Here is a 26,168-nt window from a genome sequence, read left to right on the forward strand (position 1 = left end):
GACTGAATATGGGGAAAGGTGGAGACCGGCGGGCGACCCGAGGGTGATCTCGTTGTGGCTGCTGCCTTCCGGCCCTGACCAGGTTGGCGAGGCCATCGTCCGTCGCCGATCTCCGAGGGGGTATATCGCGACTCATCGCGCGATATGCAAGCGCCAAGCGCTCCGTCTCGTGACGACTCTTTGTCGCCGGGCGTCGCGTGGCGGGCGCCGGACGCCAAAACCCCTTACACTTTGCCCGGCCAGCCTCTACAGAATCGACCCATGCCGCTTTCCGAGATCGTCAACATCTTCGCGGGCAATCCGCTCGACCGCGCCGGCGAGCGCCGAGGCGACGCCAGCTGGCTGGCCGAGAAGCTGGAGGACCCCCAGTCCCTGGCCGTGGCCGTCTGGAACGGCAAGGTGCTGGTCGAGGATTCCCCTTCAGCCGACGACGAGCCGACCGGCGTCCAGATCGCCTATCTGCGCGCCGACATGGCCAAGGAGCTGGCGGGCACCGACGAGCGCCTGCTGTTCATGGGCCTGTGGAAGGACATCGCGGTCTTCGCCGTCGACCTGGAGGGCGCGGCCGATCCGGCCGAGGGCGCCCTGCAGGGGCTTGGCCGCTTCGAGGACCTGCGCGGCGCGGCCGCCACCTTGCCGGCCCCCGACGCCGGCATCCTGGCCACCGCCAAGTCGATGTTCGAATGGCGGCGCAAGCATCCGTTCTGCGCCAACTGCGGCAACAAGAGCGACATCGCCGACGGCGGCTGGAAGCGCATCTGCCCGTCCTGCCACGCCGAGCACTTCCCGCGCACCGACCCGGTGGCGATCATGCTGGCCGTGCATGGGGAAAAGTGCCTGCTGGGCCGCCAGGCGGCCTGGCCCGCCGGCATGTTCTCGGCCCTGGCCGGCTTCGTCGAGCCCGGCGAGACTATCGAGGAGGCCTGCGCCCGCGAGCTCAAGGAAGAGGCCGGCCTGGTGGCCACCAAGGTCCGCTACCATTCCAGCCAGCCCTGGCCGTTCCCCGCCTCGCTGATGATGGGCATGATCGCCGAGGTCGACAGCGACCAGGCCGCCCCCGACCAGACCGAGCTGGAAGCCGTCCGCTGGTTCGACAAGGACGAGGCGAAGGCCCTGATCCGCGGCGAGATCGAGGACGCGTTCGCCCCCCCGACCCTGGCCATCGCGCATCAGCTGATCAAGACCTGGTGCGAGTCTGAAGACTGAGGGGGCTGCGCTTCCTAAACCCTCTCTCTTCGAGAGAGGGAGGGGCCCGCCGCCGCAGGCGGTGGGAGGGTGAGAGGTTACGCCCTTCCAGAACGTAGCGCAGCCAGGATGTCGTCCGTGACGCCGCCCGGATCAGCCAGAATCCGCTCGTTGGGAAATCTCAGGACCACGTATCCGAACAATTCCAGGACCTGCGTGCGGTGCTGGTCGTGGTCCTCGCGCCCTTCATGGGTGGCGCCGTCCAGCTCGACGATCAGCTTTCCAGCCTCGCAGACGAAATCGGCGAAGTAGCGGTCGATCGGAAGCTGCCGCAGGAATTTGAACCCGCCGAGGCGACGGTTGCGAACGAGCTTCCAAAGCGTCTGCTCCGCGAGGGTCTGGCTCTGGCGAAGTCTGCGGGCGTTGGCGGTCTTGTCCATGACGCCAGGGTCGGCTCGGTTGCGAAAGCGGTGCAACGGAAGGAATGGGGATTTCTCCCGCTAGCGGTGAAACCTCTCACCCTCCCACCGCTTCGCGGCGGGCCCCTCCCTCTCTCAAAGAGAGAGGGTTCAGCCTGGCGCCTCACCCCAGCAGCCGCGCCCACTCCCGCACGATCATCACCGCAAGCACGATCGTGCTCAGCGAAAACACCGCGAACCGCGCCATGACGATGTTGACGCTGGCCTGCACCAGGCTGTGCACGATCCGCAGGGCCACATAGGCCCAGGCCAGGGCCACGGCCGTTCCATCGCCATGCCCCGCCACGAAGATCGCCAGGGCCGCCGCGTAGAAGATCGTCGGCTGTTCCATCAGGTGGTTGTAGTTGTGGGCCGCCTGGCGGGCGGCGTCGGGCAGCACGTCCAGCGCGCCGGGAAAGCGGGCGTCCTGCGGCTTGATCCCGGCCTTGGTCATCGCCGGCAGCCGCTGGGCGTACATCCACGCCCACATCACCAGCGTCCAGCTCACCAGCGCCAGCACCGGCGCGATCATCGTGTTCATCTCGTTGCCTCCCCAGGTCGTGTTTCGGGGAGGCTATCGGTCAAGGCGCGCGGCGCGAAGCCTGCCGTTTCGTCAGCGCTTCTTCAGCGTCTCTTCCATGCCGCGGCGGGCCAGTTCGTCGGCGCGTTCGTTGTGCTCGTGGCCGGCGTGGCCCTTGACCCAGCGCCAGTCGACCTCGTGACGCAGACGGGCGGCGTCGAGGCGCTGCCACAGGTCGACGTTCTTGACGGGGCTCTTGTCGGCGGTCTTCCAGCCCTTGGCCTTCCAGCCATGGATCCACTGGGTGACGCCCTTCATCACGTACTGGCTGTCGGTGTGCAGCTCGGCCTTGGTCGGGCGGTTCAGCGCCTCCAGGGCCATGATCGCGCCCATCAGCTCCATGCGGTTGTTGGTCGTCGCCAGCTCGCCGCCGCAGATCTCCTTGCGCTTGTCGCCGTACATCAGCACCGCGCCCCAGCCGCCGGGGCCGGGATTACCGCGGCAGGCGCCGTCGGTGTAGATGATCAGCTTGGGGGTCACGCGCGGCCCCCGAACAGCGACAGGCCCTCGCGGTGGACGGCCAGCTTGCGCTCGTATTCCAGCGGGTCCTTGGGGCGCACCAGCGCGCCGGCCGGCGTGGCGTTCCAGTCGGCCAGGCGCGTCAGGAAGAAGCGCATGGCCGCGCCGCGCGCCAGCATCGGCAGGGCGTCGCGCTCGGCCGGGCTCAACGGGCGGCGGCGCTCGTAGCCGGCGATCAGGGCCTGGGCGGCGGTGACGTTGAAGCTGCCGTCGGCCTCGAAGCACCAGGCGTTCAGGGTCACGGCCACGTCGTAGGCGTAGGCGTCGTCGCAGGCGAAGTAGAAGTCGATGGTCGCCGCGAACTTGCCGTCGGTCCCGAAGAAGACGTTGTCGGGGAAATAGTCGGCGTGGATCGTGCCGGCGGGCAGATTGCGCGGCCAGGCCAGGGCCATTTCGGCCAGGTCCTTGTCGATGGTCGCGGCCAGGCCCGGCTTCAGGTCTTCGGCGGCCTGGCGGTGCTTGGAGAACAGCGGGGCCCAGTGCGGCTGGCCCAGGTCGTTGGCGCGGCGGCCGGCATAGCCTTCGCCGGCCAGGTGCAGCCAGGCCAGGCCCTCGCCGGCCTCGCGGCAGTGGGCGGGGCTGGGCTTGCGCACCGACAGGCCCGGCATGAACCCGACGATGGCGGCCGGCTTGCCGCGCAGGGTCTTGAGCGTCTTGCCCGCCTTGTCGGGAACCGGCCGCGCCGAGGGATAGCCGCGATCGGCCAGCCAGCCCAGCAGGTCGAGGAAATAGGGCAGGTCCTCCGGCCGCGCGCGGCGCTCGTAGACCGTCAGGATGTAGCGGCCGGTCTCCGTCTCGAGCAGGAAGTTGGAGTTCTCCACCCCCTCGGCGATGCCCTTGAACGCCACCGGGGCGCCCAGGTCGTACTCGGCCAGGAAGCCTTCGAGCTCTTGATCGGTGATGTCGGTGTAGACGGCCATGGGCGCGGGATGCGGCGCCGCGCGCTGGCGGTCAAGCGGCGTTCAGGGTATAACGGATGTAAGAACTTCTATCAGGCGTCTCGCATGATCGCGCTTAAGCTCACCCAAGTTGGAAATTCTGTCGGCGTGGTTTTGCCGAAGGAGGCCCTCGTCAAGCTCGGGGTCGAGAAGGGCGATGTGGTCTACCTGACCGAAGCGCCTGGCGGCGCCATGCAGATTTCGCCCTATGATCCTGAGGTCGCCCGCCAGATCGAGCTGGGCGAGGAGATCATGGACGAGTACCGCGATACGTTCCGCGCCCTCGCCAAGTGAGCGGTTCCCAAGAGCCAAGATGGCTTCTCATGCAGGCGCTGGTCGCCTTGCATGAGCGAAGCTTGGCTCTGCATGGCGGACCATCTGGCGTTCGCGATCCTGGCCTGCTTGCTTCCGCGTTGGAGCGCCCCAAGAACCGCTTTCACTATGAGAACGTCGTCGACTTGGTCGAGTTGGCGGCTACCTATGCGGCGGCCGTATCCGGCAACCATCCGTTCGTCGACGGGAACAAGCGTGCCGCCTTCCACGCCATGGCCCTGTTTCTGAGGGTGAACGGACTGCGTCTGGTTGCGGATCAGGCCGATGCCGCGAGAACCATTTTCCGCCTCGCCGCCGGCGAGATCGGCATCCCCGAACTGACCGACTGGCTGCGCCCGCGCGTCATCGACGCGCCCTGATCTCCGATCAGGCCGTCGTCAGCAGGCGCGGCAGCTTGAACGTCACCGTCTCACGGGCCTCGACCAGTTCCTCGATCTCGAGGTCGAAGTGGCCGCTGATGGCGTCGATGACGCCCTGCACCAGGTCTTCCGGGGCCGAGGCGCCGGCCGTCAGGCCGATGCTCGAAACGCCTTCGAACCAGCTCCAGTCCAGGCCCGAGGCGTCGTCGATCAGGTAGGCGGACTTGGCGCCGGCCTTCAGGCCCACTTCCTTCAGGCGCACCGAGTTGGACGAGTTGCGCGAGCCGACCACCAGAATGAGGTCCGACGCCTCGGCCAGCATCTTCACCGCGTCCTGGCGGTTGGTGGTGGCGTAGCAGATGTCTTCCTTGTGCGGCGCGGCGATGCCGGGGAAGCGCTCCTTCAGCATGGCCACGATGTCGGCGGTGTCGTCGACCGACAGGGTGGTCTGGGTCAGGAAGGCCACGTTCGAGGCGTCCTTGGGCTGCCAGGTCCGCGCGTCGTCGATGTCCTCGATCAGGGCCACCGTACCCTCGGGCAGTTGGCCCATGGTGCCGACGACTTCGGGGTGGCCGGCATGGCCGATCAGCACGATCTCGCGGCCGTTGTCGAAGTGCTTCTGGGCCTCGACGTGCACCTTGGAGACCAGCGGGCAGGTGGCGTCGAGATAGATCATCTGCCGCGACTTGGCCTCGGCCGGCACCGATTTGGGCACGCCGTGGGCCGAGAACACCACCGGGCGGTCGTCGGGAGCCTCGTTCAGCTCCTCGATGAAGATCGCGCCCAGGGCTTTCAGCCGGTCGACCACGTGGCGGTTGTGGACGATCTCGTGGCGCACATAGACCGGCGCGCCGAACTTCTCGATGGCCCGCTCGACGATCTGGATGGCCCGGTCGACCCCGGCGCAGAAGCCGCGCGGGCTGGCCAGGAACAGGCGGAGCTTGGGACGGACCGGGGGACGGATCGGCGCGGGCGTGGTCATGGCGCGGAACCTAAGCGTTCGCGCGTCCGTGCGCCAGACGTGCCGCACATGGCGTTTTGAAGACGAAGCTGCAACGTGCGCCCGTTGCGAGGTCACGCATATGCCTTTATCAGGCTGCATGACGCCGGGTGGGGCCTTTCCCTTTCTGGCAATCCTTCTCGAACCGGACGTTTCATGCGCCGCACGCTTTCCGTCGCCTTCAGCGCCCTGATGGCCCTGTCGATCGCCGTCACCGCCACCAGCGCCTACGCCCAAGGCGGCCGCGGCGGCCAGGGCGGCGGCCAGGGCGGCGGCCAGGAAGACGACAGCGGCGCCAAGAAGAAGAAGCGCGACGAGGAGTGGAACCAGCCCAAGGCTCCGCTGGCCCAGCTGCGCAACGCCGGCCCATGCCCCTTCGTGAAGGTGCTGTACGACGCCAGCCGCTATGTCGAGTTCAAGGGCGGCAAGGAAAGCGCCGGGGCCACCGGCTATACCGGCGAGATCCAGGGCGTGTCCTCGGGCTGCGCCTACAAGAGCAACGACCCGATCAAGATGCAGGTCGAGGTGCTGTTCGCCCTGGGCCGCGGTCCCGAAGCCACCGAAAGCCGCAAGACCTACCGCTACTGGGTGGCGGTGACCGAGCGCAACAAGTCGGTGCTGGCCAAGGAATATTTCGACCTGCCCGTCACCTTCCCGGCCAATGGCGACCGCGTCTACGCCACCGAGAAGCTGGAGACCATCACCATCCCGCGCGCCGAAGCCACGACGAGCGGCAGCAATTTCGAGGTCCTGATCGGCTTCGACGTCACCCCGGAAATGGCCGCCTTCAACCGCGACGGCAAGCGCTTCCGCGTCAACGCCGGCCAGGCCGCCCAAGCCCAGCAAGCAGGGACTCCTCCTAAGCAATGAACGATTTGAAGCGGTCCTTGAGCGAGGCGGCCGCGGCCGCTTTCCAGGCCGCCGGACTGTCTCCCGACTTCGGGCGCGTCACGGCGTCCGACCGGCCCGACCTGGCCGACTTCCAGTGCAACGGCGCCCTCGCCGCGGCCAAGAGCGCCAAGCGTAACCCCCGTGAAATCGCCGTCCAGGTGGTCGAGCAGCTGAAGGCCGACCCGCGTCTGGCCTCGGTCGAGATCGCCGGCGTCGGCTTCATCAACATGCGCGTCAGCCCCGCGGCCCTGGCCGCCCGCGCCGACGAGATCGCCGCCGACGAACGCGCCGGCGCCAGCCTGCTGGCGCAGCCGCGCCGCGTGCTGGTCGACTATGCCGGCCCGAACGTCGCCAAGCCGATGCACGTGGGCCACCTGCGCGCCTCGATCATCGGCGAGTCGATCAAGCGCCTGTACCGCTTCCGCGGCGACCAGGTGGTGGGCGACGCCCACTTCGGCGACTGGGGCTTCCAGATGGGCCTGCTCATCACCGCGGTGATGGACGAGGACGCCTTCATCGCGGCCCTGATGGACAAGCTGCCGGACGCCCCGCGCGACTTCTCCGACGCCGACGCCGCCAAGGTGCGCGCCGAGTTCGCCGGCCGGGTGACCCTGGTCGACCTCGACCGCCTGTATCCGGCCGCCGCCGCGCGCGCCAAGGAAGACGCCGACTATCGCGACCGCGCCCGCAAGGCGACCGCCGACCTGCAGAACGGCCGCTTCGGCTACCGTCTGCTGTGGAAGCACTTCGTCGACGTCAGCCGCGTGGCCCTGGAGCGCGAGTTCCACGCCCTGGGCGTCGACTTCGACCTGTGGAAGGGCGAGAGCGACGCCGACCCGCTGATCGCGCCGATGGTGCGCCAGCTGGAGGACAAGGGGCTGCTGGTCGAGGACCAGGGCGCCCGCATCGTCCGCGTGGCCCGTCCGGGCGAGACCAAGAAGAAGAAGCTGCCTGACGGCTCGGTGATCGAGGTCGAAAGCCCCGATCCGCTGCTGGTGGTCTCGTCGGAAGGCTCGGCCATGTACGGCACGACCGACCTGGCCACGATCCTGGATCGCCGCCAGTCGTTCGACCCGCACCTGATCCTCTACTGCGTCGACCAGCGTCAGGCCGACCACTTCGAGCAGGTATTCCGCGCCGCCTATCTGGCCGGCTACGCCCAGCAAGGCGGCCTGGAGCACATCGGCTTCGGCACCATGAACGGCGCCGACGGCAAGCCGTTCAAGACCCGCGCCGGCGGCGTGCTGAAGCTGCACGACCTGATCGAGATGGCCCGCGAAAAGGCCCGCGAGCGCCTGCGCGAAGCCGGTCTCGGCGCCGAGCTGTCGCCGGAAGCCTTCGAGGAGACCGCGCACAAGGTCGGCGTCGCCGCCCTGAAGTTCGCCGACCTGCAGAACTTCCGCGGCACCTCCTACGTCTTCGACCTTGACCGCTTCACCAGCTTCGAGGGCAAGACCGGTCCGTACCTGCTGTACCAGACCGTCCGTATCAAGAGCATCCTGCGCAAGGCCGCCGAGCAGGGCGCGCAAGGCGGCCCGGTGATCGTCGCCGAGCAGGCCGAGCGGGATCTCACCCTGCTGCTGGACGCCTTCGAGGGCGCGCTGAGCGAGGCCTACGACAAGAAGGCCCCCAACTTCGTGGCCGAGCACGCCTACAAGCTGGCCCAGGGCTTCTCGAAGTTCTACGCCGCCTGTCCGATCCTCAGCGCCGAAGAGCCGGCCGTGCGCGCCTCGCGCCTGACCCTGGCCCAGACGGCGCTGAAGCAGCTGGAGCTGGCGCTCGACCTGCTGGGCGTGGAAACGCCGGAACGGATGTAAGGCAATGATCCTCCCCCTCTGGGGGAGGTGGCCCGAAGGGCCGGAGGGGGGACGTTTTCAGCCGCCGCGGAATTGGCCGGCCTGGAAGCCTCTCCCCTCTCCGTCGGCTTCGCCGACACCTCTCCACAGGGAGAGGATCTCCCGCTCTCGCTTGCATATCGCCGTTCTCTGGCGTTCCCTGCCCGCGCCACCGGGAGGACCGCCATGGACGACGTCGCGACCCTGACCCCCGCCATCGAGCTCGCCCGCGCCAATCCGGTGCGGATTCCCAACGAAAGCGCCGAGTACCGCGCCGCCCGCACGGCGCTGCTGGCCGAGGAGATCGAGCTGCGCCGCCATATCGAGCGGGTCGCCGCCCAGCGCCGGGCCCTGCCGCCGGGCGGGCCGGTCATCGGCGACTACCGCTTCGAGGGCGAGGAGGGCGAGGTCGACCTGGCCGGGCTGTTCCGCGACAAGCCGACCCTGGTCGTCTACTCCTACATGTTCGGGCCGCAGCGCGAGCGCCCATGCCCGATGTGCACCAACCTTTTGGGCGCCTGGGAAGGCAACGCCCTCGACATCGATCAGCGGCTGTCGCTGGCGGTGGTGGCCCGCTCGCCGCTCGACAAGCTGCTGGCCTGGAAGCGCGAGCGCGGCTGGAAGAACCTGCGGCTCTACACCGACCTGACCGGCGACTATTCGCGCGACTATTTCGGCGTGCTGCCCGACGGTTCGGAGGTCTCGGCCTTCAACGTCTTCTCCCGGCGCGACGGAACGATCCGCCATTTCTGGTCCGCCGAGATGGCCGACGAGACCGTCGACCCCGGCCAGGACCCCCGCGGCGCCCCCGATCCCGCCCCGCTGTGGATGGTGCTCGACAGCACGCCGGAGGGCCGTCCGCCGGACTGGTATCCGAAGCTGGATTATTGAAGGAGGCGGTGGATCGAAATCCGACGTCTGAGACGAAACCTCGTCCTTCGACAAGCTCAGGATGAGGTTTTCCTATGGTCCGAGCCTGTAAATGGTCCTCATCCTGAGCTTGTCGAAGGACGAGGGCCACGCACCAAGCTCTCCTAGGCCGACACGAACCCCTCGACGTTCTCGGTCTTCACCGGCCCGGCCACCTTATCCACCGCCACCTTGCTCAGGCGCACGTCGCGCACCGGCAGGTCCTTCTCGCCCTTGATGCTGCACACCGAGCCGGCCTGGGCCACGCGCACGTCGCTGACCCGCAGGCCCTCGATCGCGGTGAGCCGCCGCTCGTAGGTCGGGACCAGGGTGCGCCACTGGTAGAGCACGTCGGTGTCGATCGCGAGCACGCTGCCGGCGATCTTCGTGGCGCTGACATTGCGCATGTGGATGTTGCGCACGAACCCGCCGCGCCGCTCGTTGGTCTTGACGAACAGCAGGTTGGCGATCGGCACGGCCCAGCCGTCCTCGCCTTTCCCGTCGCCGGTGAAATGGCAGTTGTCGACGAAGACGTTCTCGATCCCCGCCGACAGCTCGCTGCCCACGGCCATCAACTGGTGGCCGTTGCGAATCTGGCAGTCGCGCATGATGACGTTGCGGGTGGGAACGCCCAGGCGCCAGGCGTCCTGGTCGCGGCCCGACTTCACCGACACCGCGTCGTCGCCCTGGTCGAACACGCAGTCCTCGATCAGCACGTTCCGGCTCATCTCTGGATCGACGCCGTCGTTGTTGTGGCCGTGGGCGCGGATCTTCACCCGGCGGATGACCACGTCGGCGCAGAGGAACGGGTGGATCACCCAGAACGGGCTGTCCTCGATGCTGACGTCCTCGATCAATACGTGGCGGCAGCGGTTGAACTGGATGAACTGCGGGCGAAGATTGGCCTCGCCGACCGTCATCCGGCGCTGCTCGACCGGCTCGCCCTTGGCGGCCTGGTGATAGAGCGCCACCAGGGCGTCCATGTGCGGCTTGGGCCGCTTGTACCATTCGCGCCAGACGTCCAGCTTGGCCTTCAATCGGCCGGGCCCGGTGATCGCCACGTTCTCGCAGTCGAAGGCGTAGACCAGCGGCGAATAGTTCCAGCACTCCAGCCCCTCCCAGGTGGTCTGGACGGGCGGCAGGTAGTCGGCGGGCTTTTCCGAGAACAGCAGGGTGGCGCCCTTGGCCAGGTGCAGGGCGACGTTGCTCTTCAGATGCACCTTGCCGGTCGGCCAGATCCCTTCGGGGATCACCACCACGCCCGCGCCGGCGGCGTTGGCGGCGCTGATCGCAGCCGTGATGGCGGCGCTCGTCTTGCCCTGGTCGCCCTGGTCGGCCCCGAAGTCGGTGATGGGGAAGCGCCTGGCGCCCGAGAAGTCCGGAACGCCGATCGAGGGCATGTCGAACGGCGCGGTCGGCGCGACCAGCTTGCGGGGAAAGGGCTTGGCGATGGCCAGGCCGGGGATCAGCGGGGTCAGCAGGCCGACGCCGAGCGCCGTCCGCCGGGTGGTCTTGATGATGGCCATGCCGCGTCTCCCGATGCCGGGCCTTCGTCGCCCTTGTCGGGGTGCATTGCTCGCATGATGGGATGCGAAGTCAATATTTGAGAACTGATCCTTCTCCCCTTGCGGGAGAAGGTGGCGGCCGAAGGCCGGCGGATGAGGGGTCTCTCAGACGCGAGACGCCTCATCCGGCCTTACCACCGTCCCAGCGGACAGGATTTTCGACCCCTCACCCGACCTCCTTCGGAGGCCACCCTCTCCCGCAAGGGGAGAGGGATCTAGACGAGCCGCTCCAGCCCCGCCCGCGCGGCCTTCAGGAATACGCTGGGCAGGGCGGTCAGGCCCTCGTGCGGGGTCCAGACGAAGTCGCCGGCGACGTCGGCCTCGGCGACCATCACCCGCAGGGTCAGGGAGAAGTGGGTGAAGACGTGCTCCACCGCGCCCAGGTCGCGCCAGGGGGCCAGGATCGGGGCGGCGCGGGCGGCCTCGTCGTCGCTCCACGGGCGGTCGCGCCAGTCCGAGGTCGGCAGGCCCAGCATGCCGCCCAGGAGGCCCTTGTCCGGACGTCGCACCAGGGCCGTCTCGCCCCGGCGGCTGACGATGTAGGCCACGCCGTGGCGGCGCGGCCGGTCGGCCTTTCTGGTGCGGCGCGGATAGGTCTCCGGCGCGCCCTTGGCCCGGGCCTCGCAGAAGGTTTCGACGGGGCAGAGGCCGCACAGCGGCGCCTTGGGCTTGCAGACCGTGGCCCCGAGATCCATCAGCGCCTGGGCCCAGTCGCCCGGCCGCTCGTCGGTGACGAGGCCGGCGGCCAGGCGCTTCAGTTCGGGCTTGGCGTCGGGCAGCGGCGTCTCCACCGCGAACAGCCGGGCCATCACCCGCTCGACATTGCCGTCGACCACATTGGCCGCCTGGTCGAAGGCGATGGCCGCCACGGCCGCGGCCGTGTAGGCGCCCACGCCGGGCAGGGCCAGCAGGCCCTCTTCTGTATTGGGGAACTCGCCGCCGTGCTGGCTGGCCACCGCGCGGGCGCAGGCCAGCAGGTTGCGGGCCCGGGCGTAGTAGCCGAGCCCCGCCCAGGCGGCCATCAGCTCGCCGTCCTGCTCGGCCGCCAGGGCCTCGACGGTGGGCCAGCGCTGGGTGAAGGCCAGGAAGTAGGGGGTGGCGTGCGGCACGGTGGTCTGCTGCAGCATCACCTCCGACAGCCACACCCGGTAGGGGTCGCTGCGCAGGCCCATGGCGCCGGCGGCGGGGCCGGTTCGCCACGGCAGCACCCGCGCCTCGCGGTCGTACCAGGAAAGCAGTGCGGAGCGGATCGCGGCGACGTCGGTCATTGTCCGCCTCCTATCGCAAATCCGCGCGCGCGAGGGGAGAGGGGCGTGCTAGCATTATGCGCAATGTATCGCCGCACGCTGCCCACGGCCGACGAGGCCCTGACGATCCTGTCGCGCCGCCGCACGCGGCCGCCGATGCGCGTGCCCCCGCCCGCCGGCAAGAGCCTGGCCAAGTTCATTCGCGAGCTCGACAAAAAGTACGGCCAGGGTCCCGGCGCGCTGCAGGCCCGCTGGAAGGAGATCGTCGGCGAGACCCTGGCCCGCCGCACCGAGCCCGTCCGCATCATCAAGAGCCGCACCGGCGAGGGCGGCACGCTGGAGCTGCGCGTCGACGGACCCGTGGCCTCGCTGATCCAGCACCAGGCCCCGCAGATCACCCAGCGGCTGGACCTGCTGCTGGGCAAGGGCGCGGTGACGCGGCTGCGGATCGTCCAGGGCCCCGTCCGGGTGGCCGCCGCCGCCTCGGCCCCGCCACGTCCGCGCCGCCGCCCGCCGCTGGACGCGGCCAAGGAGCGCGACCTGGCCCAGGGCCTGGCCGACCAGCCCGACGGTCCGCTGAAGGAGGCCCTGCTGAAACTGGGCCGCGGCGTCCTGCGCAACGAAAGTTGACAACCTGCGCGGGTTGCCGCTCATGCGACCACAGCCTCAAGCGCGCCATTTTCATGCCGAAAAAGAATCGCGCTTAACTTCACCGTTCACGTTCGAGGAAGACCCGACCATGCGCTCGCCCCTCCGCCGGATCCTGCTGGCCGCAGCCCTCGTCGCCGGCGTGGCCGGCCTGTCCGCCTGCAACAAGACCGGCGCGACGGTCACCGCCGACGACATGAGCCTGGGCGATCCGAACGCCAAGGTCACCGTCATCGAGTACGCCTCGGCCAGTTGCGTCCACTGCGCCAAGTGGAACGAGGAGGTCTTCCCGGCCTTCAAGTCCAAGTACATCGACACCGGCAAGGTGCGGTACGTCTACCGCGAGTTCCTGACCGCCCCGCCGCAGGTGGCCGCCGCCTCGTTCCTGCTGGCCCGCTGCGCCGGTAAGGACAAGTATTTCTCGGTCCTGGACTCGGTCTACCGCTCGCAGGAAGAGATGTTCACCACCGGCCAGTACCGCGACGTGCTGCTTCGCATCGGCCAGTCGGCCGGCCTGAACGAGCAGCAGTTCGACGCATGCGTCAGCGACGAGAAGGCGCTGAAGGCCCTCAACGACCGTATCGAGCGCTACTCGAAGGAAACCGACATCAAGGGCACCCCGACCTTCGTCATCAACGGCAAGAAGCTGAACGAAGAAGGCGGCGAGGCCCCGCTGGCTCAGCTGGACGCCGCCATCGCCGCGGCGAGCAAGTAGGCATGACCCTGGACCGGCGCGCGCTGATCGTAACGGGCCTGGCGGCCGCGACCGCCATGCCTGCGCTGGCGCGCGCCGCGCCCTTGCCGGCCCAGCCGGGCGACCACGTCCTGGGCTCGGCCAAGGCCAAGGTGCAGATCGTCGAGTACGCCTCGATGAGCTGCGGCCACTGCGCCCACACGGCGTTGGAGGTCATGCCGGCGATCAAGAAGCGCTACATCGACACGGGCAAGGCCCGGCTGGTGTTCCGCGAGTTCCTGACCCCGCCCTACGACCTGGCCGGCGCCGGCTTCCTGCTGGCCAACCGCGTGCCGCCGGCCCGCTATTTCGAGGCGGTCGACGCGATCTTCGCGGCGCAGGCGGGCATGTACAAGACCGGCGACTACTGGGGCGGCCTCCTCGCCGTGGCCAAGCGCTTCGGCCTGACCGAAGCCCAGCTGGAAGCCGCGCTGAACGACAAGGCGGCCCTGGCCGCTCTCAACGCCCGCGTCGAGGCCGCCGCCAAGCGCGACAAGATCGAAGGCACGCCCACCTTCTTCGCCAACGGCGCCGAACTGGTCGGCGACGTGACGGTGGACGACCTGGCCCAGGCCATCGACAAGGCCCTGAAGGCCTAGCGGGCGGGCGCGGCCGTGCAGTTCCAGCGCCTGCGCCTGTCCGGCTTCAAGTCCTTCGTCGAGCCGACGGAGTTCAGGATCGAGCCTGGCCTGACGGGCATCGTCGGGCCCAACGGCTGCGGCAAGTCCAACCTGCTGGAAGCCCTGCGCTGGGTGATGGGCGCCAACTCCGCCAAGGCCATGCGGGCCGGCGGCATGGACGACGTGATCTTCGCAGGCAGCGGCAACCGCCCGCCGCGCAACCACGCCGACGTCACCCTGACCATCGACAACAGCGACCGCACCGCGCCGGCCAGTTTCAACGACGACCCGGTGCTGGAGGTCGTGCGCCGCATCGACCGCGGGGCCGGCTCGACCTACCGCATCAACGGCCGCGAGGTGCGCGCCCGCGACGTCCAGCTCCTGTTCGCCGACGCCTCGACCGGGGCCAACTCGCCGGCCCTGGTGCGCCAGGGCCAGATCAGCGAGCTGATCGGCGCCAAGCCGCAGAACCGCCGCCGCATCCTGGAAGAGGCCGCGGGGGTGTCGGGCCTGCACACCCGCCGCCACGAGGCCGAGCTGCGCCTGCGGGCCGCCGAGAGCAACCTGACCCGCCTGGAAGACGTGGCCCGCGAGCTCGAGACGGCCCTGAACCGCCTCAAGCGCGAGGCCCGCCAGGCCGAGAAGTACCGCCGCCTGTCGGCCGAGATCCGCGCCGTGCAGGGCGCGGTGCTGTTCGCCCGCTGGACCGAGGCCCGCGACACGCTGGAGCGCACCCAGTCGGAGGCCACCCAGTCGGCCCGCGACGTCGAGGAGACCGCCCGCGCTTCGGCCGCCGGCCAGGGAGCCATCGTCACGGCCGAGGCCGCCATGCCGCCGCTGCGCGAAGAGGCGGCCATCGCCCAGGCGGTGCTGGGCCAGCTGGCCATCCAGAAGGACCGCGCCGAGCGCGACGCCGCCGCCGCCGCCGCCGAGTTCCAACGCCTGTCGGCCGACCTTTCGCGCATCGACGACGACCGCGCCCGCGAGCAGCAGGCGGCGGAAGACGCCGGCCGCTCGCTCGCGCGGATCGAGCCGGAACTGGCCGAGGTGCGCGGCCTGATCGCCGCCGCCCCCGAGCGCGGCCCCGAGCTGGAGACCGCCGCCAAGGCCGCCGAGGCCGCGCGCGCCGAGGCCGACAGCGCCGTCGAGCGGCTGGCCGCCCAGGCTGCGGCGGAAGAGGCCCGCGCCCGCGCCGCCGCCCAGCGCCTGGCCGAGGCCGAGAGCCGCCTGGCCCGCACCGTCCGCGCGCTGGACCAGGCCAAGGCTGAGCGCGCCGCCGTCGGTCCGGCCGTCGATCCCGCCGCCGCCGAGGCGCGCCAGCGTTTCGCCAACGCCGAGGCGCAACTTGCGGCGGCCCGCGCCGCCCTGGAGGCCGCCGAGGCCGAGCGCGCCGCCGCCGCCCAGGCCGAGGGCGTGGCCCGCGATCAGGCCCGCACGGTCGAGGACCAGCTGGGCCGCCTGCGCACCGAGGCCCGGGGCCTGGCCCAGCTGACCGCGCCGCGCGCCAAGAGCGGCTTCTCGCCCGCCCTCGACGCGGTGACGCCCGACAAGGGTTACGGCGCGGCCCTGGCCGCCGCCCTGGGCGACGACCTGGAAGCCGCGCTCGACGCTCGCGCGCCCTCGCACTGGGCCGGCGCCGACGCGCCCGCGACGTCGTGGCCCGAGGGCGTCCAGCCCCTGGCCCCGCTGGTCAAGGCCCCGGCGGAACTGGCCGCGCGCCTGGCCATGGTCGGCCTCGTGGAGCGCGCCGACGGCGAACGCCTGGCCAAGGGGCTGCCGGTCGGCGCGCGCCTGGTTTCCAAGGAAGGCGACCTGTGGCGCTGGGACGGCTTCGTGGCCAAGGCCGATGCGCCCAAGCCCGCCGCCGTTCGGCTGGAGCAGCGGACCCGCCTGGCCGAGGTCGAGGCCGAGATCGACGCGGTCGCGCCCCAGGCCGAGGTCGCGACCGCCGCCCTGAAGACCGCCGCCGACCGCCTGCGCGCCGCCGAGGACGCCCTGCGCGACAAGCGCCGGGGTCCGCCCGACGCCGAACGCCTGCTGAACGTGGCCCGCGAGACCGTGGCCCGCTACGAGCGCGAGGCCGCCCAGCGCGAGGCCCGCGCCCAGTCGCTGGACGACACCATCGCCCGCTTCGAGGCCGAACGCGCCGAGGCCGACGAAGCGCTTGCGGGCGTCCGCGCCGAGCATGAGGCGGCCGGTTCGGTCGGCGACCTGGCCCCGCAACTGGCCGCCGCCCGCCAGGCCGCCGCCGCCGCCCGCGAAGCCGCTTCAGCCGCTCGCTCGGCGCTGGAACTGGAGAATCGCGAGCGCGCCGGCCGCCAGCGCCGGCTGGAAAGCCTGGAGCGCGATCTGGGCGACTGGACCCGCCGCCGCGACGCCGCCGCCAAGCGCGCCGAGGCCCTGGAGGCCGACCGCGCCAAGGCCGCCGCCGCCCTGGAGGCCGCCCGCGCCGCCCCGGCCGAGCTGGAAGAGAAGCTGCTGGTCCTCGTCGACCAGTTCGACGCCGCCGAGCAGCGCCGGGCCAAGGCCAGCGACGCCCTGGAGGCGGCCGAGACCGCCCGCATCACCGCCGACCGCACCGCCCGCGCCGCCGACCAGGCCGCCGGCGAGGCCCGCGAGCGCCGCGCCGCCCTGGTCGCCCGCCTGGACGCCGCCCGCGAGCGCTTCGCCGAGATTGCCAGCAACATCCGCGAAAGCGCCCGCATGGAGCCCGAGGCCCTGGGCCGCCACCTGGCCGGCGAGGCCGTGGCCGTTCCCAAGGACGCCGCCGGCGTCGAGGCCCACCTCTTCGCCCTGGAACGCGAGCGCGACTCCATCGGCCCGGTGAACCTGCGCGCCGAGGAAGAGGCCCAGGAATATGCCGGGCGCCTCGAGACCATGCGCATCGAGCGCGCCGACCTGTCGGGCGCGGTGGCCAAGCTGCGCGACGGCATCGAGGAGCTGAACGCCGAGGGGCGGGAGCGTCTGCTGGCGGCCTTTGACGTCATCAACAACCACTTCCAGACCCTGTTCCAGGCGCTGTTCGGCGGCGGCCAGGCCGAGCTGCGGCTGATCGAGAGCGACGATCCCCTCGAAGCGGGCCTGGAGATCTTCGCCTGCCCGCCCGGCAAGCGCCTGGCCAGCATGAGCCTGATGAGCGGCGGCGAGCAGGCCCTGACCGCCAGCGCCCTGATCTTCGGCGTGTTCCTGGCCAATCCGGCCCCGATCTGCGTGCTGGACGAAGTCGACGCGCCGCTCGATGACGCCAATGTCGACCGCTATTGCAACATGCTCGACGAGATGCGCCGCCGCACCCTGACGCGCTTCATCGCCATCACCCACAACCCGGTGACCATGAGCCGCATGGACCGCCTGTTCGGCGTGACCATGTCCGAGCGCGGGGTCAGCCAGCTGGTGAGTGTGGACCTGTCGACCGCCGAGGAGCTGGTGGCGGCGCAGTAAAAGATGCTCCCCCTGAAGGGGGAGCTGTCGCGGAGCGACTGAGGGGGAAGTGATAGCGGCAGATCAGAAGCCGCTTCCCCCTCCGGCCCTTCGGGCCACCTCCCCCTTCGGGGGGAGGATCTCAATGTCCGAACAACCCCGCCGCCATCTGCCGCAGCGGATTGCTCGGATCGGCCAGCAGCTTCACGGCCATGGCGCAGGAGATCGTCACCAGCAGCGGGCGGATCAGCCTGGCGCCGAACCGCACGGCCAGGCGCGAGCCCAGCTGCGCGCCCAGGAACGCGCCGGCGGCCATGGCCAGGCCCACGGGCAGCAGGATCGCGCCCTTGACGGCGAACAGCACCAGGGCGCCGACATTGCTGGCGGCGTTGGCCAGCTTGGTGTGGGCGGTGGCCTTCAGCACGCCGTAGCCGAGCAGGGTGACGATCGCCACCATGTAGAAGGCCCCCGCGCCCGGGCCGAAGATGCCGTCATAGAAGCCGACGATCGGCGCGATGAAGCCGGCGAAGACGGGCAGGGCCAGGCGCGGGGCGTCGTCCTCGGTCTTCAGGGCCTTGGACAGGCCGAAATAGACGGCGATGACGATCAGCAGGATCGGCACCAGCGTCGCCAGCACCCGCGGCGACAGCAGGCTGGCGCACAGCGCGCCGGCCAGACCCGCCAGGCCGGCGGCGGCCGCGATCGGCCAGGCGGTCTTCCAGTCGATCAGGCCGCGCTTGGCGAAGGCCCGGGTGGCCGAGACCGAGCCGAAGCTGCTCTGCAGCTTGTTGGTGCCCAGCGCCGTGGCCGGGTCCAGCCCCGCCAGCAGCAGGGCCGGCACGGTGATCAGCCCGCCGCCGCCGGCGATGGCGTCGAAGGCGCCGGCGATCAGGGCGACCAGGAACAGCAGGCCGAGGATCTCGAAGCTCAGATGTTCCATGGCGATGGGGCCTTACAAACGACGAAAGCCGCCCGGAGGCCGGGCGGCGCAGAGAGCGGCGAGGAACGGGGAGGAGGCCAAGAGGCGCTCCTCCACACGATCCCGGATCAGCCGATCAGGTGGGCCCACTGGTGGGCGCGCGAGGCCTTGCTGTTGCGGCCCAGGGCCTTCAGCTCTTCGCGGGCCGCGGCCTTTTCTTCCTTGCGGACGCGCTGCTCGGCCACTTCGGCGGCCTTGCGTTCCTTGCGTTCGGCGCGCTTGACGGCCGCGATCTCTTCCTGGCGGGCCAGGGCTTCGAGGCGGGCGGCTTCCTTGGCTTCGGCGCGGGCGGCGCGGACGGCTTCCAGTTCGGCGGCGCGCTGCTCGTCGCGCTTGTCGAAATCAGGATCCTGAACGGCGGCCTTCGGCTTGAACTTGGCCAGCATCGCCTTCTTGGCTTCCTGCTGGGCGGTGATGCGATCGGCGAATCCGGTGTTCTTCAGATAGGACATGAAGCTTCGTGCTGTTGGAGAGGCGCGTCTCTAAACCCCAAAACGCTCCAAAAAGCAATTGGAGTGGCCGCATTCGCCGACGGACGGAATGTCGCGCGCGAACGAGCGGCCATCTGAAAGACCCGGATTCCGCGGTCCGGTTGACCGTGGGGAAATTCCCTCGCGAAAACAGCGCCTTGCGTAGTTTCTCCACAATCTTGACGCACCGCAGCGCGCCCTATAGGTTCCGCCGCGATCAAGCCGGCCGAAAAAGCGCCTTCTTCAGGCGCGTCTGCGGGCGCTTTCGGACCTGACCGCTTCCCATGCCCAAGGCCGACGAACCGAACGACAAGGCTTTCCAAAGCCTCGACGCTCGGCTCGCCGCCATCGAGGCGCGGAAGGCGGCGGAACAGCCCGTCAAGGCTGCGGGCGAGAAGGCTTCCCAGGACGGCTATCGCCTCCTGGCGGATTTGATCGGGGGCGTTCTGGTGGGGCTCGGCTTCGGCTGGCTGCTCGACCGTTACGTCGGCACGGCGCCCTGGGGCATGGTCGGCGGTCTGCTGATCGGCACGGGCGTCGCGATATTCTCCGTCGTCCGCAAGGCGACGAAACTGAGCGCGCAGGCGTCCAAGGCTCCGGCCGAGGATGTACACAACGGGGACGGGCCAACCGCCCCCAAGCAGAAGAGAGACTAGGGCCGATGGCCGATCCGATGCACCAGTTCCAGATCCAGACGCTCGTGCCTGGTCCGAAGGTGCCCGTGCCTGGTCTTGGCGTGATCGATCTTTCGATCACCAATTCGGTGGCCGCCATGCTGCTGGCCGCGACGCTGATCGTGGTGTTCTACGCGCTGGCCGCCAAGAAGGCCGTGGTTCCGGGCCGTCTGCAGACCATCGGAGAGATGCTCTACGGACTTGTCGACGGATTGGCCGCATCAATCATCGGCCATGACGGCAAGAAGTACCTGCCCTTCGTCTTCACCCTGTTCGCGTTCGTGCTGTTCATGAACCTGCAGGGCATGTTCCTGGTGTTCACCGCCACCTCGCAGCTGGCCGTGACCCTGACCCTGGGCCTGATGGTCATCCTGACCGTGGTCGGCGTCGGCTTCGCCAAGAACGGCCTGAAGTTCTTCAAGCTGTTCGCCCCGTCGGGCGTGCCGTGGCCGCTGTACTTCCTGCTGGTGCCGATCGAGATCCTGTCGTTCCTGATCCGCCCGGTCACCCTGGCGCTGCGTCTGTTCGGCAACATGCTGGGCGGCCACGTCGTTCTGAAGATCTTCGCCGGCTTCGTCGTCGCCCTGGGCGGCCTGGGCCTGCTGGGCTGGGCCGGCGCGCTGGTCGCCCTTCTTTCGGTCACCGCCCTGACCGCCCTCGAGTTCATGGTGGCCTTCCTTCAGGCCTTCGTGTTCGCGGTGCTCACCTGCGTCTATCTCAACGACGTCGTGCACCTCGACAGCCACTGATCACCCTTTTCTCTTCAACCTATCTCTGAATTCTCAAGGAGCCTCACAATGGAAGCGGAAGCCGCTAAGTACATCGGCGCTGGCCTGGCCATGCTCGGCATGATCGGCGCTGGTATCGGCCTGGGCGTCATGTTCGGCAACTATTTCCAAGGCGCGCTGCGTAACCCGACCGCCGCCGCTCAAGAGCGTCCGATGCTGTTCCTCGGCATGGCGCTGACCGAAGCCCTGGGCATCTTCGCCCTGGTCGTCGCCATCCTGATCCTCAACGGCTAATCACAAGGCGTCTTCGCCCATGGCGACGGAAACCCACGGCACGGTCGCGACGACTGAAGCCCCCGGACACGAGAGCGGCGGTCTTCCGCAGCTCCAGTTCCAGCACTGGGGCGGTCAGATCGTCTGGCTGCTGCTCATCTTCGCCGTTCTCTACGTCGTGCTGTCGAAGGGTCTTCTGCCCCGCGTCAGCGGCGCGATCGATGAACGCGGCGCCAAGATCGCCGGCGACATCGCCGACGCCCGTCGTCTGAAGGACGAAGCCGAGGTCCAGGCCCGCGCGGCCGCCGCCGAGGTCGCCGAGGCTCGCGCCAAGGCCCAGAAGACCGCGGCGGACGCCAAGGCCAAGGCCACGGCGCAAGCCGCCGAGCGTCAGGCCAAGGAAGAAGCCGTGCTGGCTGAAAAGCTGGCCGCGGCGGAAGCCTCGATCACCACCGCCCGCGACGAGGCCATGAGCCACGTCCGGACGGTGGCCGAGGAGACGGCCGGCGCGATCGTCGAGAAGCTGACGGGCAAGACGGCTTCGGCCGCCGAGCTCAAAGCGGCTCTGGCCTAAGGAGTAGCCGATCATGGAACACGAATCCCTGTTCAGCTTCTCCAACCCGGAATTCTGGGTTCTGGCGGCCTTGGTGATCTTCTTCGGCCTGCTGGTCGTTCTGAAGGTCCTGCCCGGCGCCCTGTTCGGCGCGCTTGACGGCTACGCCGCCAAGATCCAGGCCGAGCTCAACGAGGCCCAGCAGCTCCGCGAGGAGGCGCAAGCCCTGCTCGCCGAGGTCAAGGCCCAGCGCGAAGAGGCCGAGCGCCAGGCTTCGGCCATGCTCGAGGCGGCCAAGGCGGACGCGATCCGCCTGGAAGCCGAGGCCAAGGAGAAGCTCGAGGAGCAGATCAAGCGCCGCGCCGAAATGGCCGAGCGCAAGATCGCCCAGGCCGAGGCCCAGGCCGCCGCGGACGTCAAGGCCGCGGCCGTCGACCTCGCCGCCCAGGCGGCCGAGGCGGTCCTGCTGGCCCGCGTCGCGACCGGCTCGGACCCGCTGGTCGATGCGGCCATCGGCCAGATCGGCGGCAAGCTGCAGTAGTCCTCATCGGACGGCTGAAAGATCGAAGGCGCGGCTCGCAAGGGCCGCGCCTTTTTCTTTGGTCCCGAGTACCGCCATTGGTGGCGGTGTCGCGTACGCTTATCCTGGATTGCGCTTCCCGTCCGTCTCTGGGCAGATGTCGGTGACAGCGGAGGGGCTCCTTGCGACAGCGCGTTTCACAGATCGCCGCCACGATGTTGGTCCTGGCGATTGCCGCCGCCTGGCCCGCCGCCGCCGAGCCAGGCCATGGGGGCGGCCTCGCCGATGGCCGTGCGGTCCACGTGTTCGGCGACCTCCTGCTCGACTACAAGGTCAAGGCCGAGATCGGCACGGCCCCGAGGGGCGCGGCCCTGACCGACTGCTCCAACGCCGAACTGTTCTGCTCGCGCGGCAAGGTGTTCCGCTTCGTGCTGCCCAAGGCTTGCGCCGCGGCCGACAAGGCCAAGCCGGGCGACGTCTGGACGCTGGGCGACCTCAGCACGACGGTGCTCGGCCGCCGGACCGTCGCCGTGTCGTCGCACGACACGCCTGGACCCCGCCTGCTGCTCGGCGATGAGAAGCGGCCCAACGTGGTGTTCGAGTACGTGCCGGCGGCCGGGATCGTCGGCGTCTATGTCGATCTGGTCGACGGGCGCGACCTAGTGGCGGCCGCCAAGGGCGCCGAGGGCGAGCGGTTTTCGCAGCTGGCGGGCCGCACCGACTATCGGCCGCGCAAGAGCTTCGACAGCCTGGGCGCCTGCGTTCCCTGATCAGGAAGCCCTGCGCCGTATCCACTGGCGCAGGGCCTTTCTGCCCCGCTTGAGCACCCGCCAGGCCGGCCGGCGCAGGAGCAGCTTCTCGCTGCGCAGAAGCTGCTGCCAGGCCACCAGCAGGATCTCCGGCTCGCGGCGCATCAGGCGGCGGATGGGGAAGATCAGCTTGGGGTGCCGGCGCTGCCAGCGGATGAAGCGGCGCTTGGCCTGGAACGAGTTGCGCAGGACCACCATCAGCCCGATGACCAGCAGCGGCAGGCCCACATGGCCGGGCAGGGGGGTGAGCACCGCGCCGGCCAGCAGGATCAGCACCCCCAGCGCGATCAGCAGCAGCCGCGCCACCCGGGCCAGGGTTTCGCGCACGGCGAAGGCCAGCCGGCGGCGACGGAGGCTGGAAAGGCGGCGGACGACCCTGGGGTCGCGCCGGGTCACTGGAACGGGCTCACGGGGCCTCTAGACCGCGCGCTGGCCCCGGCGCTTGAGCGCCTTGCGCCAGCGCTTGGCCACGCGCCAGCGGCGCGGGATGACCAGCTTCTCGATCCGCAGGGCCTGCTGCCAGGCCACCAGCACCACCTCGGGCTCGCGGCGCAGCAGGCGGCGCAGCGGGAAGACCAGCTTGGGGTGGGCGTGCTGGAAGCGGACGAACTGCTTGCGGGCCTTGAACGAGTTGCGCAGCACCAGCATCAGGCCGATGACCGTCAGCGGCACGCCCATGGGGCCGGGCAGGGGCGCGATCAGAAAGCCCGCGGCGATGAACACCAGGCCCAGCGCTACCAGCAGGCCGCGAATGATCCGCCCGAGAAGCTCGCGGGCGAGTTCGTCGGCTGCGGAAAGGCGCACGGGCGGCATGGCGATGGCGAGGTTCATGGGGGGCTGAACGGGGCTTGTGGTCCGCCGGTTTCCGGAAAAAGACCGGCCCCCTCGTCTCACAAGCTGCATATGGAAACGGGGCGCCCTTCCGTAAAGGCGCCCCGTTCCGCATTCGTGCTGCTGTTGCAGCTATTCCGCGGCGAGTGGCGCGGCGGCCACAGGTTTCCACTTCAGCTTAGGCTTGCGGGCCGCCTGCGTCTCGTCCAGGCGCTTGAGCGGCGCCAGGTGCGGGGCGTTCTTGAAGCGGTCGGTCTCGCCGGCCTTGGCGGCCCCCGCGAGCAGGCGCAGGGCCTCGATGAAGCGGTCCAGCTCGGCCTTCGACTCGGTCTCGGTCGGCTCGATCAGCATCGCGCCATGCACCACCAGCGGGAAGTACATGGTCATCGGGTGGAAGCCCTCGTCGATCATCGCCTTGGCGAAGTCGAGCGTGGTCACGCCGGTGTCTTCCAGCCAGGCGTCGTCGAACAGCGCCTCGTGCATGCACGGGCCTTCCGGGAAGGCCGGGCTCATCAGGTCCGACAGGCGGGCCTTGATGTAGTTGGCGTTCAGCACCGCGTCCTCGGCCACCTGCTTGAGGCCGTCGGCGCCGTGGCTGAGCATGTAGGCGTAGGCGCGCACGTACATGCCCATCTGGCCGTGGAAGGCGCTCATCCGGCCGAAGGCCTGGGCGGCGACGCCTTCGGCTTCCTCGATCAGCTTGTAGCCGCCTTCGTCATGCACCACCCACGGGGTGGGGGCGAACGGCGCCAGGGCCTCGCTCAGCACCACCGGACCCGCGCCCGGACCACCGCCGCCGTGGGGCGTCGAGAAGGTCTTGTGCAGGTTGATGTGCATGGCGTCGACGCCCAGGTCGCCCGGGCGCACCCGGCCGACGATGGCGTTGAAGTTGGCGCCGTCGCAGTAGAAGTACGCGCCCGCCGCATGGGTCAGGCGGGCGATCTCGACCACGTCGCGCTCGAACAGGCCGCAGGTGTTGGGGTTGGTGACCATGATCGCGGCCACGTGGTCGCCGAGCTTGGCTTCCAGGTCGGCCAGGTCGACGCGGCCGTCGTCGGTCTGGGCGATTTCAACGACCGTGTAGCCGCAGAAGGCCGCCGTGGCCGGGTTGGTGCCGTGGGCGCTGGTCGGGGCCAGCACGGTCTTGCGGTGGCCCTGTCCATTAGCTTCGTGGGCGGCGCGGATCGCCAGCAGGCCGCACAGCTCGCCGTGGGCGCCGGCCTTGGGCGACAGGGCGACCGCGGGCATGCCGGTCAGGGTCTTCAGCCAGTGGGCCAGGCGGTCCATCAGCTCGATCGCGCCCTGCACCGTCGACTGCGGCTGCAGCGGGTGGATGTCCGACAGGCCCGGCAGGCGCGCCATCTTCTCGTTCAGGCGCGGGTTGTGCTTCATCGTGCACGAGCCCAGCGGATAGAGCGCCAGATCGATGGCGTGGTTCTTCTGGGACAGGCGCACGTAGTGGCGCACGGCTTCCGGCTCCGACAGGCCCGGCAGGCCGATGGCGTCGTCGCGGGTCAGGCCGGCGAGAGCGCTGTCGGCGGCGACGGCGTCCGGCAGGTCGACGCCGGTCTTGCTCCAGCCGCCCAGTTCGAAGATCAGCGGCTCGTCCTGCAGCAGGCCGCGGCCGCCCGACAGCGAGGCGAAACCTTCGGCTTCTTCATTGGCGGCTTCGGGACGGGTGGGACGTCCGACATTGTTCATGCTCATTGGACGGCTCCGGCCAGCAGCTTGGCGAAGAAGGTGATGTCGGTGTCGAGCGTGGTCTCGGTCGTAGCGACCAGCAGCACGTCGTCCAGGCCCGCGCCCGGCTCCAGGCGCGAATAGGGCACGCCGGCGATGACGCCTTGGGCGGCCAGGGTCTCGACGACCTCGGCGGCGTCCTTGGGCAGGCGCACGGCGAACTCGTTGAAGAAGCGCGGGGTGAGGATCTCGACGCCCGGGATGGCCGCCAGGGCCTTGGCGGTCGCCAGAGCCTTCTGGTGGTTCAGCGAGGCCAGCTGGCGCAGGCCCTGCTCGCCCAGCAGGCTCATGTGGATCGAGAAGGCGAGAGCGCACAGGCCGCTGTTGGTGCAGATGTTGCTCGTGGCCTTGTCGCGGCGGATGTGCTGCTCGCGGGTCGACAGGGTCAGCACGAAGCCGCGCTTGCCGTCGGCGTCCACCGTCTCGCCGCAAAGACGGCCGGGGGCCTGGCGAACGAACTTTTCGCGGCAGGCGAAGAGGCCGACATACGGACCGCCGAAGTTCAGGCCGTTGCCGATCGACTGGCCCTCGGCCACGGCGATGTCGGCGCCCATGGCGCCCGGCGACTTCAGCAGGCCGTACGAGACGGCCTCGGTGGTGACCACGATCAGCAGGGCGCCGGCGGCGTGGGCCGCCTCGGCGATCTTCGTCACGTCGGTGGCCGTACCGAACACGTTGGGGGTCTGAACGACGACGCAGGCGGTGTCGGCGTCGATGGCGGCGATCACCGCGTCCTCGGCGTCGATGGCGGCCGGCAGGCGCTGGGTGGTCACGCCGGCGGCGTGGGCCAGGGTCTCGACCGCGCCGACATACTGCGGGTGGACGCCGCCCGACAGCACGGCCTTGTTCTTGCGGGTGACGCGCTGGGCCATCATCACGGCCTCGGCCGTGGCGGTCGAGCCGTCATAGAGCGAGGCGTTGGCCACATCCATGCCGGTCAGGGCGGCGACCTGGCTCTGGAACTCGAACAGCACCTGCAGGGTGCCCTGGGCGATTTCCGGCTGATAGGGCGTGTAGCTGGTCAGGAATTCCGACCGCTGGATGATGTGGTCGACCGTGGCCGGCACGTGGTGGCGATAGGCCCCGGCCCCGACGAAGAACGGCCCCTCGGCCGCCGAGCGGTTGCGGCGCGACAGGCGCAAGAGCTCGCGCTCGACCTCGATCTCGCCGGCGTGATGGGGCAGGTCCACAGGCTCGCTGCGGCGGGCGACGGCCGGCACGTCGACGAACAGCTCGTCGATCGAGCCCGCGCCGATCACGCCGAGCATGTCGGCGCGGTCTTCGGGGGTCAGGGGGAGGTAGCGCATGAAAAGCTTCCGCAGCGAACTCCCTTCCCCCTTGATGGGGGAAG

The 26,168-nt window shown here is 69.7% G+C and carries 29 protein-coding genes and 1 other RNA gene; 16 read left to right on the forward strand and 14 right to left on the reverse strand.

Features of this window, described 5'->3' with window-relative positions:
• Positions 1 to 16: 16 nt before the first annotated feature.
• Positions 17 to 115: signal recognition particle sRNA small type (gene ffs, locus P7A99_RS17145), an RNA gene on the reverse strand.
• Positions 116 to 261: 146 nt separating this feature from the next.
• On the opposite strand from ffs, the gene nudC reads away from it, so the two are divergent.
• A complete protein-coding gene (gene nudC / locus P7A99_RS17150; protein ID WP_277794987.1) occupies positions 262 to 1,206 on the forward strand; it encodes an NAD(+) diphosphatase in 945 nt (314 codons plus the stop codon).
• A 77-nt stretch (positions 1,207 to 1,283) separates the two neighbouring features.
• Here the strand turns inward: nudC and P7A99_RS17155 are convergent, their stop codons facing one another.
• The 4 genes from P7A99_RS17155 to thrB all read right to left on the reverse strand — a co-directional run bounded on the left by P7A99_RS17155 (position 1,284) and on the right by thrB (position 3,662).
• Positions 1,284 to 1,625, reverse strand: coding sequence for an endonuclease domain-containing protein (locus P7A99_RS17155; protein ID WP_277794988.1), 342 nt, complete (start codon positions 1,623 to 1,625; stop codon positions 1,284 to 1,286).
• 142 nt (positions 1,626 to 1,767) lie between these two features.
• Positions 1,768 to 2,184 carry an MAPEG family protein gene (locus P7A99_RS17160; protein WP_277794989.1) on the reverse strand — a complete coding sequence of 139 codons (417 nt, stop codon included), beginning with the start codon at positions 2,182 to 2,184 and terminating at the stop codon, positions 1,768 to 1,770.
• Between the two features lie 72 nt (positions 2,185 to 2,256).
• Positions 2,257 to 2,703, reverse strand: a complete 447-nt coding sequence (rnhA, locus tag P7A99_RS17165; RefSeq protein ID WP_058348612.1) for a ribonuclease HI — start codon at positions 2,701 to 2,703, stop codon at positions 2,257 to 2,259.
• The gene (gene thrB / locus P7A99_RS17170; RefSeq protein ID WP_277794990.1) at positions 2,700 to 3,662 is read right to left on the reverse strand and encodes a homoserine kinase; all 963 of its coding nucleotides are present in this window, start codon (positions 3,660 to 3,662) and stop codon (positions 2,700 to 2,702) included. The genes rnhA and thrB overlap by 4 nt, the downstream gene beginning before the upstream one ends.
• An 84-nt stretch (positions 3,663 to 3,746) precedes the next feature.
• Between thrB and P7A99_RS17175 the strand changes: the two genes are divergently transcribed.
• The gene (locus P7A99_RS17175) at positions 3,747 to 3,974 is read left to right on the forward strand and encodes an AbrB/MazE/SpoVT family DNA-binding domain-containing protein (RefSeq protein ID WP_110120059.1); all 228 of its coding nucleotides are present in this window, start codon (positions 3,747 to 3,749) and stop codon (positions 3,972 to 3,974) included.
• A complete protein-coding gene (locus P7A99_RS17180) occupies positions 3,971 to 4,372 on the forward strand; it encodes a type II toxin-antitoxin system death-on-curing family toxin (protein ID WP_277794991.1) in 402 nt (133 codons plus the stop codon). Before P7A99_RS17175 ends, P7A99_RS17180 begins: the two co-directional genes overlap by 4 nt.
• Positions 4,373 to 4,379: 7 nt before the next feature.
• Here the strand turns inward: P7A99_RS17180 and ispH are convergent, their stop codons facing one another.
• On the reverse strand, positions 4,380 to 5,354 hold the full coding sequence (gene ispH / locus P7A99_RS17185) for a 4-hydroxy-3-methylbut-2-enyl diphosphate reductase (RefSeq protein WP_277794992.1): 975 nt from the start codon (positions 5,352 to 5,354) through the stop codon (positions 4,380 to 4,382).
• Between the two features lie 174 nt (positions 5,355 to 5,528).
• Here ispH and P7A99_RS17190 point away from each other — a divergent pair, with 174 nt between their 5' ends.
• The 3 genes from P7A99_RS17190 (at position 5,529) to P7A99_RS17200 (ending at position 8,989) form a co-directional block, all read left to right on the forward strand.
• The gene (locus tag P7A99_RS17190) at positions 5,529 to 6,242 is read left to right on the forward strand and encodes a Tat pathway signal sequence domain protein (protein WP_277794993.1); all 714 of its coding nucleotides are present in this window, start codon (positions 5,529 to 5,531) and stop codon (positions 6,240 to 6,242) included.
• Entirely contained in the window at positions 6,239 to 8,080 is a 1,842-nt protein-coding gene (locus P7A99_RS17195) for an arginine--tRNA ligase (protein ID WP_277794994.1), read from the forward strand. Before P7A99_RS17190 ends, P7A99_RS17195 begins: the two co-directional genes overlap by 4 nt.
• 204 nt (positions 8,081 to 8,284) lie before the next feature.
• The gene (locus tag P7A99_RS17200) at positions 8,285 to 8,989 is read left to right on the forward strand and encodes a DUF899 family protein (protein WP_277794995.1); all 705 of its coding nucleotides are present in this window, start codon (positions 8,285 to 8,287) and stop codon (positions 8,987 to 8,989) included.
• A gap of 143 nt (positions 8,990 to 9,132) precedes the next feature.
• Here the strand turns inward: P7A99_RS17200 and P7A99_RS17205 are convergent, their stop codons facing one another.
• Positions 9,133 to 10,533: a glycoside hydrolase family 28 protein gene (locus P7A99_RS17205; RefSeq protein ID WP_277794996.1), complete on the reverse strand. Its 1,401-nt coding sequence runs from the start codon at positions 10,531 to 10,533 to the stop codon at positions 9,133 to 9,135.
• Positions 10,534 to 10,787: 254 nt separating this feature from the next.
• Positions 10,788 to 11,840 (reverse strand): A/G-specific adenine glycosylase, encoded by a 1,053-nt coding sequence (gene mutY / locus P7A99_RS17210; protein ID WP_277794997.1) that lies wholly within the window; start codon positions 11,838 to 11,840, stop codon positions 10,788 to 10,790.
• 63 nt (positions 11,841 to 11,903) lie between these two features.
• Here mutY and P7A99_RS17215 point away from each other — a divergent pair, with 63 nt between their 5' ends.
• From P7A99_RS17215 to smc, 4 genes are all read left to right on the forward strand, one after another.
• On the forward strand, positions 11,904 to 12,449 hold the full coding sequence (locus tag P7A99_RS17215) for a DUF721 domain-containing protein (RefSeq protein WP_277794998.1): 546 nt from the start codon (positions 11,904 to 11,906) through the stop codon (positions 12,447 to 12,449).
• A gap of 109 nt (positions 12,450 to 12,558) precedes the next feature.
• Complete coding sequence (locus P7A99_RS17220; RefSeq protein ID WP_277794999.1) at positions 12,559 to 13,182, forward strand: DsbA family protein; 624 nt, start codon at positions 12,559 to 12,561, stop codon at positions 13,180 to 13,182.
• 2 nt (positions 13,183 to 13,184) lie between these two features.
• Positions 13,185 to 13,799, forward strand: coding sequence for a thioredoxin domain-containing protein (locus P7A99_RS17225; RefSeq protein ID WP_277795000.1), 615 nt, complete (start codon positions 13,185 to 13,187; stop codon positions 13,797 to 13,799).
• A 15-nt stretch (positions 13,800 to 13,814) separates the two neighbouring features.
• Positions 13,815 to 17,261: a chromosome segregation protein SMC gene (smc, locus tag P7A99_RS17230; RefSeq protein ID WP_277795001.1), complete on the forward strand. Its 3,447-nt coding sequence runs from the start codon at positions 13,815 to 13,817 to the stop codon at positions 17,259 to 17,261.
• A 121-nt stretch (positions 17,262 to 17,382) separates the two neighbouring features.
• Here the strand turns inward: smc and P7A99_RS17235 are convergent, their stop codons facing one another.
• Both P7A99_RS17235 and P7A99_RS17240 read right to left on the reverse strand, forming a co-directional pair.
• Positions 17,383 to 18,180, reverse strand: a complete 798-nt coding sequence (locus tag P7A99_RS17235) for a TSUP family transporter (protein WP_277795002.1) — start codon at positions 18,178 to 18,180, stop codon at positions 17,383 to 17,385.
• A gap of 107 nt (positions 18,181 to 18,287) precedes the next feature.
• Positions 18,288 to 18,671: a DUF6481 family protein gene (locus P7A99_RS17240; protein ID WP_277795003.1), complete on the reverse strand. Its 384-nt coding sequence runs from the start codon at positions 18,669 to 18,671 to the stop codon at positions 18,288 to 18,290.
• Positions 18,672 to 18,973: 302 nt separating this feature from the next.
• Between P7A99_RS17240 and P7A99_RS17245 the strand changes: the two genes are divergently transcribed.
• From P7A99_RS17245 to P7A99_RS17270, 6 genes are all read left to right on the forward strand, one after another.
• Positions 18,974 to 19,345, forward strand: coding sequence for an AtpZ/AtpI family protein (locus tag P7A99_RS17245; RefSeq protein ID WP_277795004.1), 372 nt, complete (start codon positions 18,974 to 18,976; stop codon positions 19,343 to 19,345).
• Between the two features lie 5 nt (positions 19,346 to 19,350).
• Positions 19,351 to 20,112, forward strand: a complete 762-nt coding sequence (locus tag P7A99_RS17250; protein WP_277795005.1) for a F0F1 ATP synthase subunit A — start codon at positions 19,351 to 19,353, stop codon at positions 20,110 to 20,112.
• Between the two features lie 48 nt (positions 20,113 to 20,160).
• Positions 20,161 to 20,385 carry a F0F1 ATP synthase subunit C gene (locus tag P7A99_RS17255; protein WP_277795006.1) on the forward strand — a complete coding sequence of 75 codons (225 nt, stop codon included), beginning with the start codon at positions 20,161 to 20,163 and terminating at the stop codon, positions 20,383 to 20,385.
• 19 nt (positions 20,386 to 20,404) lie between these two features.
• Entirely contained in the window at positions 20,405 to 20,938 is a 534-nt protein-coding gene (locus P7A99_RS17260) for a hypothetical protein (RefSeq protein ID WP_277795007.1), read from the forward strand.
• A gap of 13 nt (positions 20,939 to 20,951) precedes the next feature.
• Positions 20,952 to 21,458: a F0F1 ATP synthase subunit B gene (locus P7A99_RS17265; protein WP_277795008.1), complete on the forward strand. Its 507-nt coding sequence runs from the start codon at positions 20,952 to 20,954 to the stop codon at positions 21,456 to 21,458.
• A gap of 161 nt (positions 21,459 to 21,619) precedes the next feature.
• Entirely contained in the window at positions 21,620 to 22,207 is a 588-nt protein-coding gene (locus tag P7A99_RS17270; RefSeq protein WP_277795009.1) for a hypothetical protein, read from the forward strand.
• Here the strand turns inward: P7A99_RS17270 and P7A99_RS17275 are convergent, their stop codons facing one another.
• From P7A99_RS17275 to gcvPA, 4 genes are all read right to left on the reverse strand, one after another.
• Complete coding sequence (locus P7A99_RS17275; RefSeq protein ID WP_277795010.1) at positions 22,208 to 22,642, reverse strand: hypothetical protein; 435 nt, start codon at positions 22,640 to 22,642, stop codon at positions 22,208 to 22,210. It abuts the gene before it with no gap.
• A gap of 21 nt (positions 22,643 to 22,663) precedes the next feature.
• Positions 22,664 to 23,077, reverse strand: a complete 414-nt coding sequence (locus P7A99_RS17280; RefSeq protein ID WP_101713760.1) for a hypothetical protein — start codon at positions 23,075 to 23,077, stop codon at positions 22,664 to 22,666.
• Between the two features lie 132 nt (positions 23,078 to 23,209).
• The gene (gcvPB, locus tag P7A99_RS17285; RefSeq protein WP_277795011.1) at positions 23,210 to 24,784 is read right to left on the reverse strand and encodes an aminomethyl-transferring glycine dehydrogenase subunit GcvPB; all 1,575 of its coding nucleotides are present in this window, start codon (positions 24,782 to 24,784) and stop codon (positions 23,210 to 23,212) included.
• The gene (gene gcvPA, locus P7A99_RS17290; RefSeq protein ID WP_277795012.1) at positions 24,781 to 26,124 is read right to left on the reverse strand and encodes an aminomethyl-transferring glycine dehydrogenase subunit GcvPA; all 1,344 of its coding nucleotides are present in this window, start codon (positions 26,122 to 26,124) and stop codon (positions 24,781 to 24,783) included. Before gcvPA ends, gcvPB begins: the two co-directional genes overlap by 4 nt.
• Positions 26,125 to 26,168 lie beyond the last annotated feature (44 nt).

Source organism: Caulobacter endophyticus (assembly GCF_029543245.1).
GTDB classification, from domain to species: domain Bacteria; phylum Pseudomonadota; class Alphaproteobacteria; order Caulobacterales; family Caulobacteraceae; genus Caulobacter; species Caulobacter endophyticus_A.

What these genes read in the sequence shown, in the direction of transcription:
- nudC (WP_277794987.1), top strand. Translation starts at nt 262, where the DNA reads ATGCCGCTTTCCGAGATCGTCAACATCTTCGCGGGCAATCCGCTCGAC.
- P7A99_RS17155 (WP_277794988.1), bottom strand. Translation starts at nt 1,625, where the DNA reads ATGGACAAGACCGCCAACGCCCGCAGACTTCGCCAGAGCCAGACCCTC.
- P7A99_RS17160 (WP_277794989.1), bottom strand. Translation starts at nt 2,184, where the DNA reads ATGAACACGATGATCGCGCCGGTGCTGGCGCTGGTGAGCTGGACGCTG.
- thrB (WP_277794990.1), bottom strand. Translation starts at nt 3,662, where the DNA reads ATGGCCGTCTACACCGACATCACCGATCAAGAGCTCGAAGGCTTCCTG.
- P7A99_RS17175 (WP_110120059.1), top strand. Translation starts at nt 3,747, where the DNA reads ATGATCGCGCTTAAGCTCACCCAAGTTGGAAATTCTGTCGGCGTGGTT.
- ispH (WP_277794992.1), bottom strand. Translation starts at nt 5,354, where the DNA reads ATGACCACGCCCGCGCCGATCCGTCCCCCGGTCCGTCCCAAGCTCCGC.
- P7A99_RS17190 (WP_277794993.1), top strand. Translation starts at nt 5,529, where the DNA reads ATGCGCCGCACGCTTTCCGTCGCCTTCAGCGCCCTGATGGCCCTGTCG.
- P7A99_RS17195 (WP_277794994.1), top strand. Translation starts at nt 6,239, where the DNA reads ATGAACGATTTGAAGCGGTCCTTGAGCGAGGCGGCCGCGGCCGCTTTC.
- P7A99_RS17200 (WP_277794995.1), top strand. Translation starts at nt 8,285, where the DNA reads ATGGACGACGTCGCGACCCTGACCCCCGCCATCGAGCTCGCCCGCGCC.
- P7A99_RS17205 (WP_277794996.1), bottom strand. Translation starts at nt 10,533, where the DNA reads ATGGCCATCATCAAGACCACCCGGCGGACGGCGCTCGGCGTCGGCCTG.
- mutY (WP_277794997.1), bottom strand. Translation starts at nt 11,840, where the DNA reads ATGACCGACGTCGCCGCGATCCGCTCCGCACTGCTTTCCTGGTACGAC.
- P7A99_RS17215 (WP_277794998.1), top strand. Translation starts at nt 11,904, where the DNA reads ATGTATCGCCGCACGCTGCCCACGGCCGACGAGGCCCTGACGATCCTG.
- P7A99_RS17220 (WP_277794999.1), top strand. Translation starts at nt 12,559, where the DNA reads ATGCGCTCGCCCCTCCGCCGGATCCTGCTGGCCGCAGCCCTCGTCGCC.
- P7A99_RS17225 (WP_277795000.1), top strand. Translation starts at nt 13,185, where the DNA reads ATGACCCTGGACCGGCGCGCGCTGATCGTAACGGGCCTGGCGGCCGCG.
- P7A99_RS17235 (WP_277795002.1), bottom strand. Translation starts at nt 18,180, where the DNA reads ATGGAACATCTGAGCTTCGAGATCCTCGGCCTGCTGTTCCTGGTCGCC.
- P7A99_RS17240 (WP_277795003.1), bottom strand. Translation starts at nt 18,671, where the DNA reads ATGTCCTATCTGAAGAACACCGGATTCGCCGATCGCATCACCGCCCAG.
- P7A99_RS17245 (WP_277795004.1), top strand. Translation starts at nt 18,974, where the DNA reads ATGCCCAAGGCCGACGAACCGAACGACAAGGCTTTCCAAAGCCTCGAC.
- P7A99_RS17250 (WP_277795005.1), top strand. Translation starts at nt 19,351, where the DNA reads ATGGCCGATCCGATGCACCAGTTCCAGATCCAGACGCTCGTGCCTGGT.
- P7A99_RS17255 (WP_277795006.1), top strand. Translation starts at nt 20,161, where the DNA reads ATGGAAGCGGAAGCCGCTAAGTACATCGGCGCTGGCCTGGCCATGCTC.
- P7A99_RS17260 (WP_277795007.1), top strand. Translation starts at nt 20,405, where the DNA reads ATGGCGACGGAAACCCACGGCACGGTCGCGACGACTGAAGCCCCCGGA.
- P7A99_RS17265 (WP_277795008.1), top strand. Translation starts at nt 20,952, where the DNA reads ATGGAACACGAATCCCTGTTCAGCTTCTCCAACCCGGAATTCTGGGTT.
- P7A99_RS17280 (WP_101713760.1), bottom strand. Translation starts at nt 23,077, where the DNA reads ATGAACCTCGCCATCGCCATGCCGCCCGTGCGCCTTTCCGCAGCCGAC.
- gcvPB (WP_277795011.1), bottom strand. Translation starts at nt 24,784, where the DNA reads ATGAGCATGAACAATGTCGGACGTCCCACCCGTCCCGAAGCCGCCAAT.
- gcvPA (WP_277795012.1), bottom strand. Translation starts at nt 26,124, where the DNA reads ATGCGCTACCTCCCCCTGACCCCCGAAGACCGCGCCGACATGCTCGGC.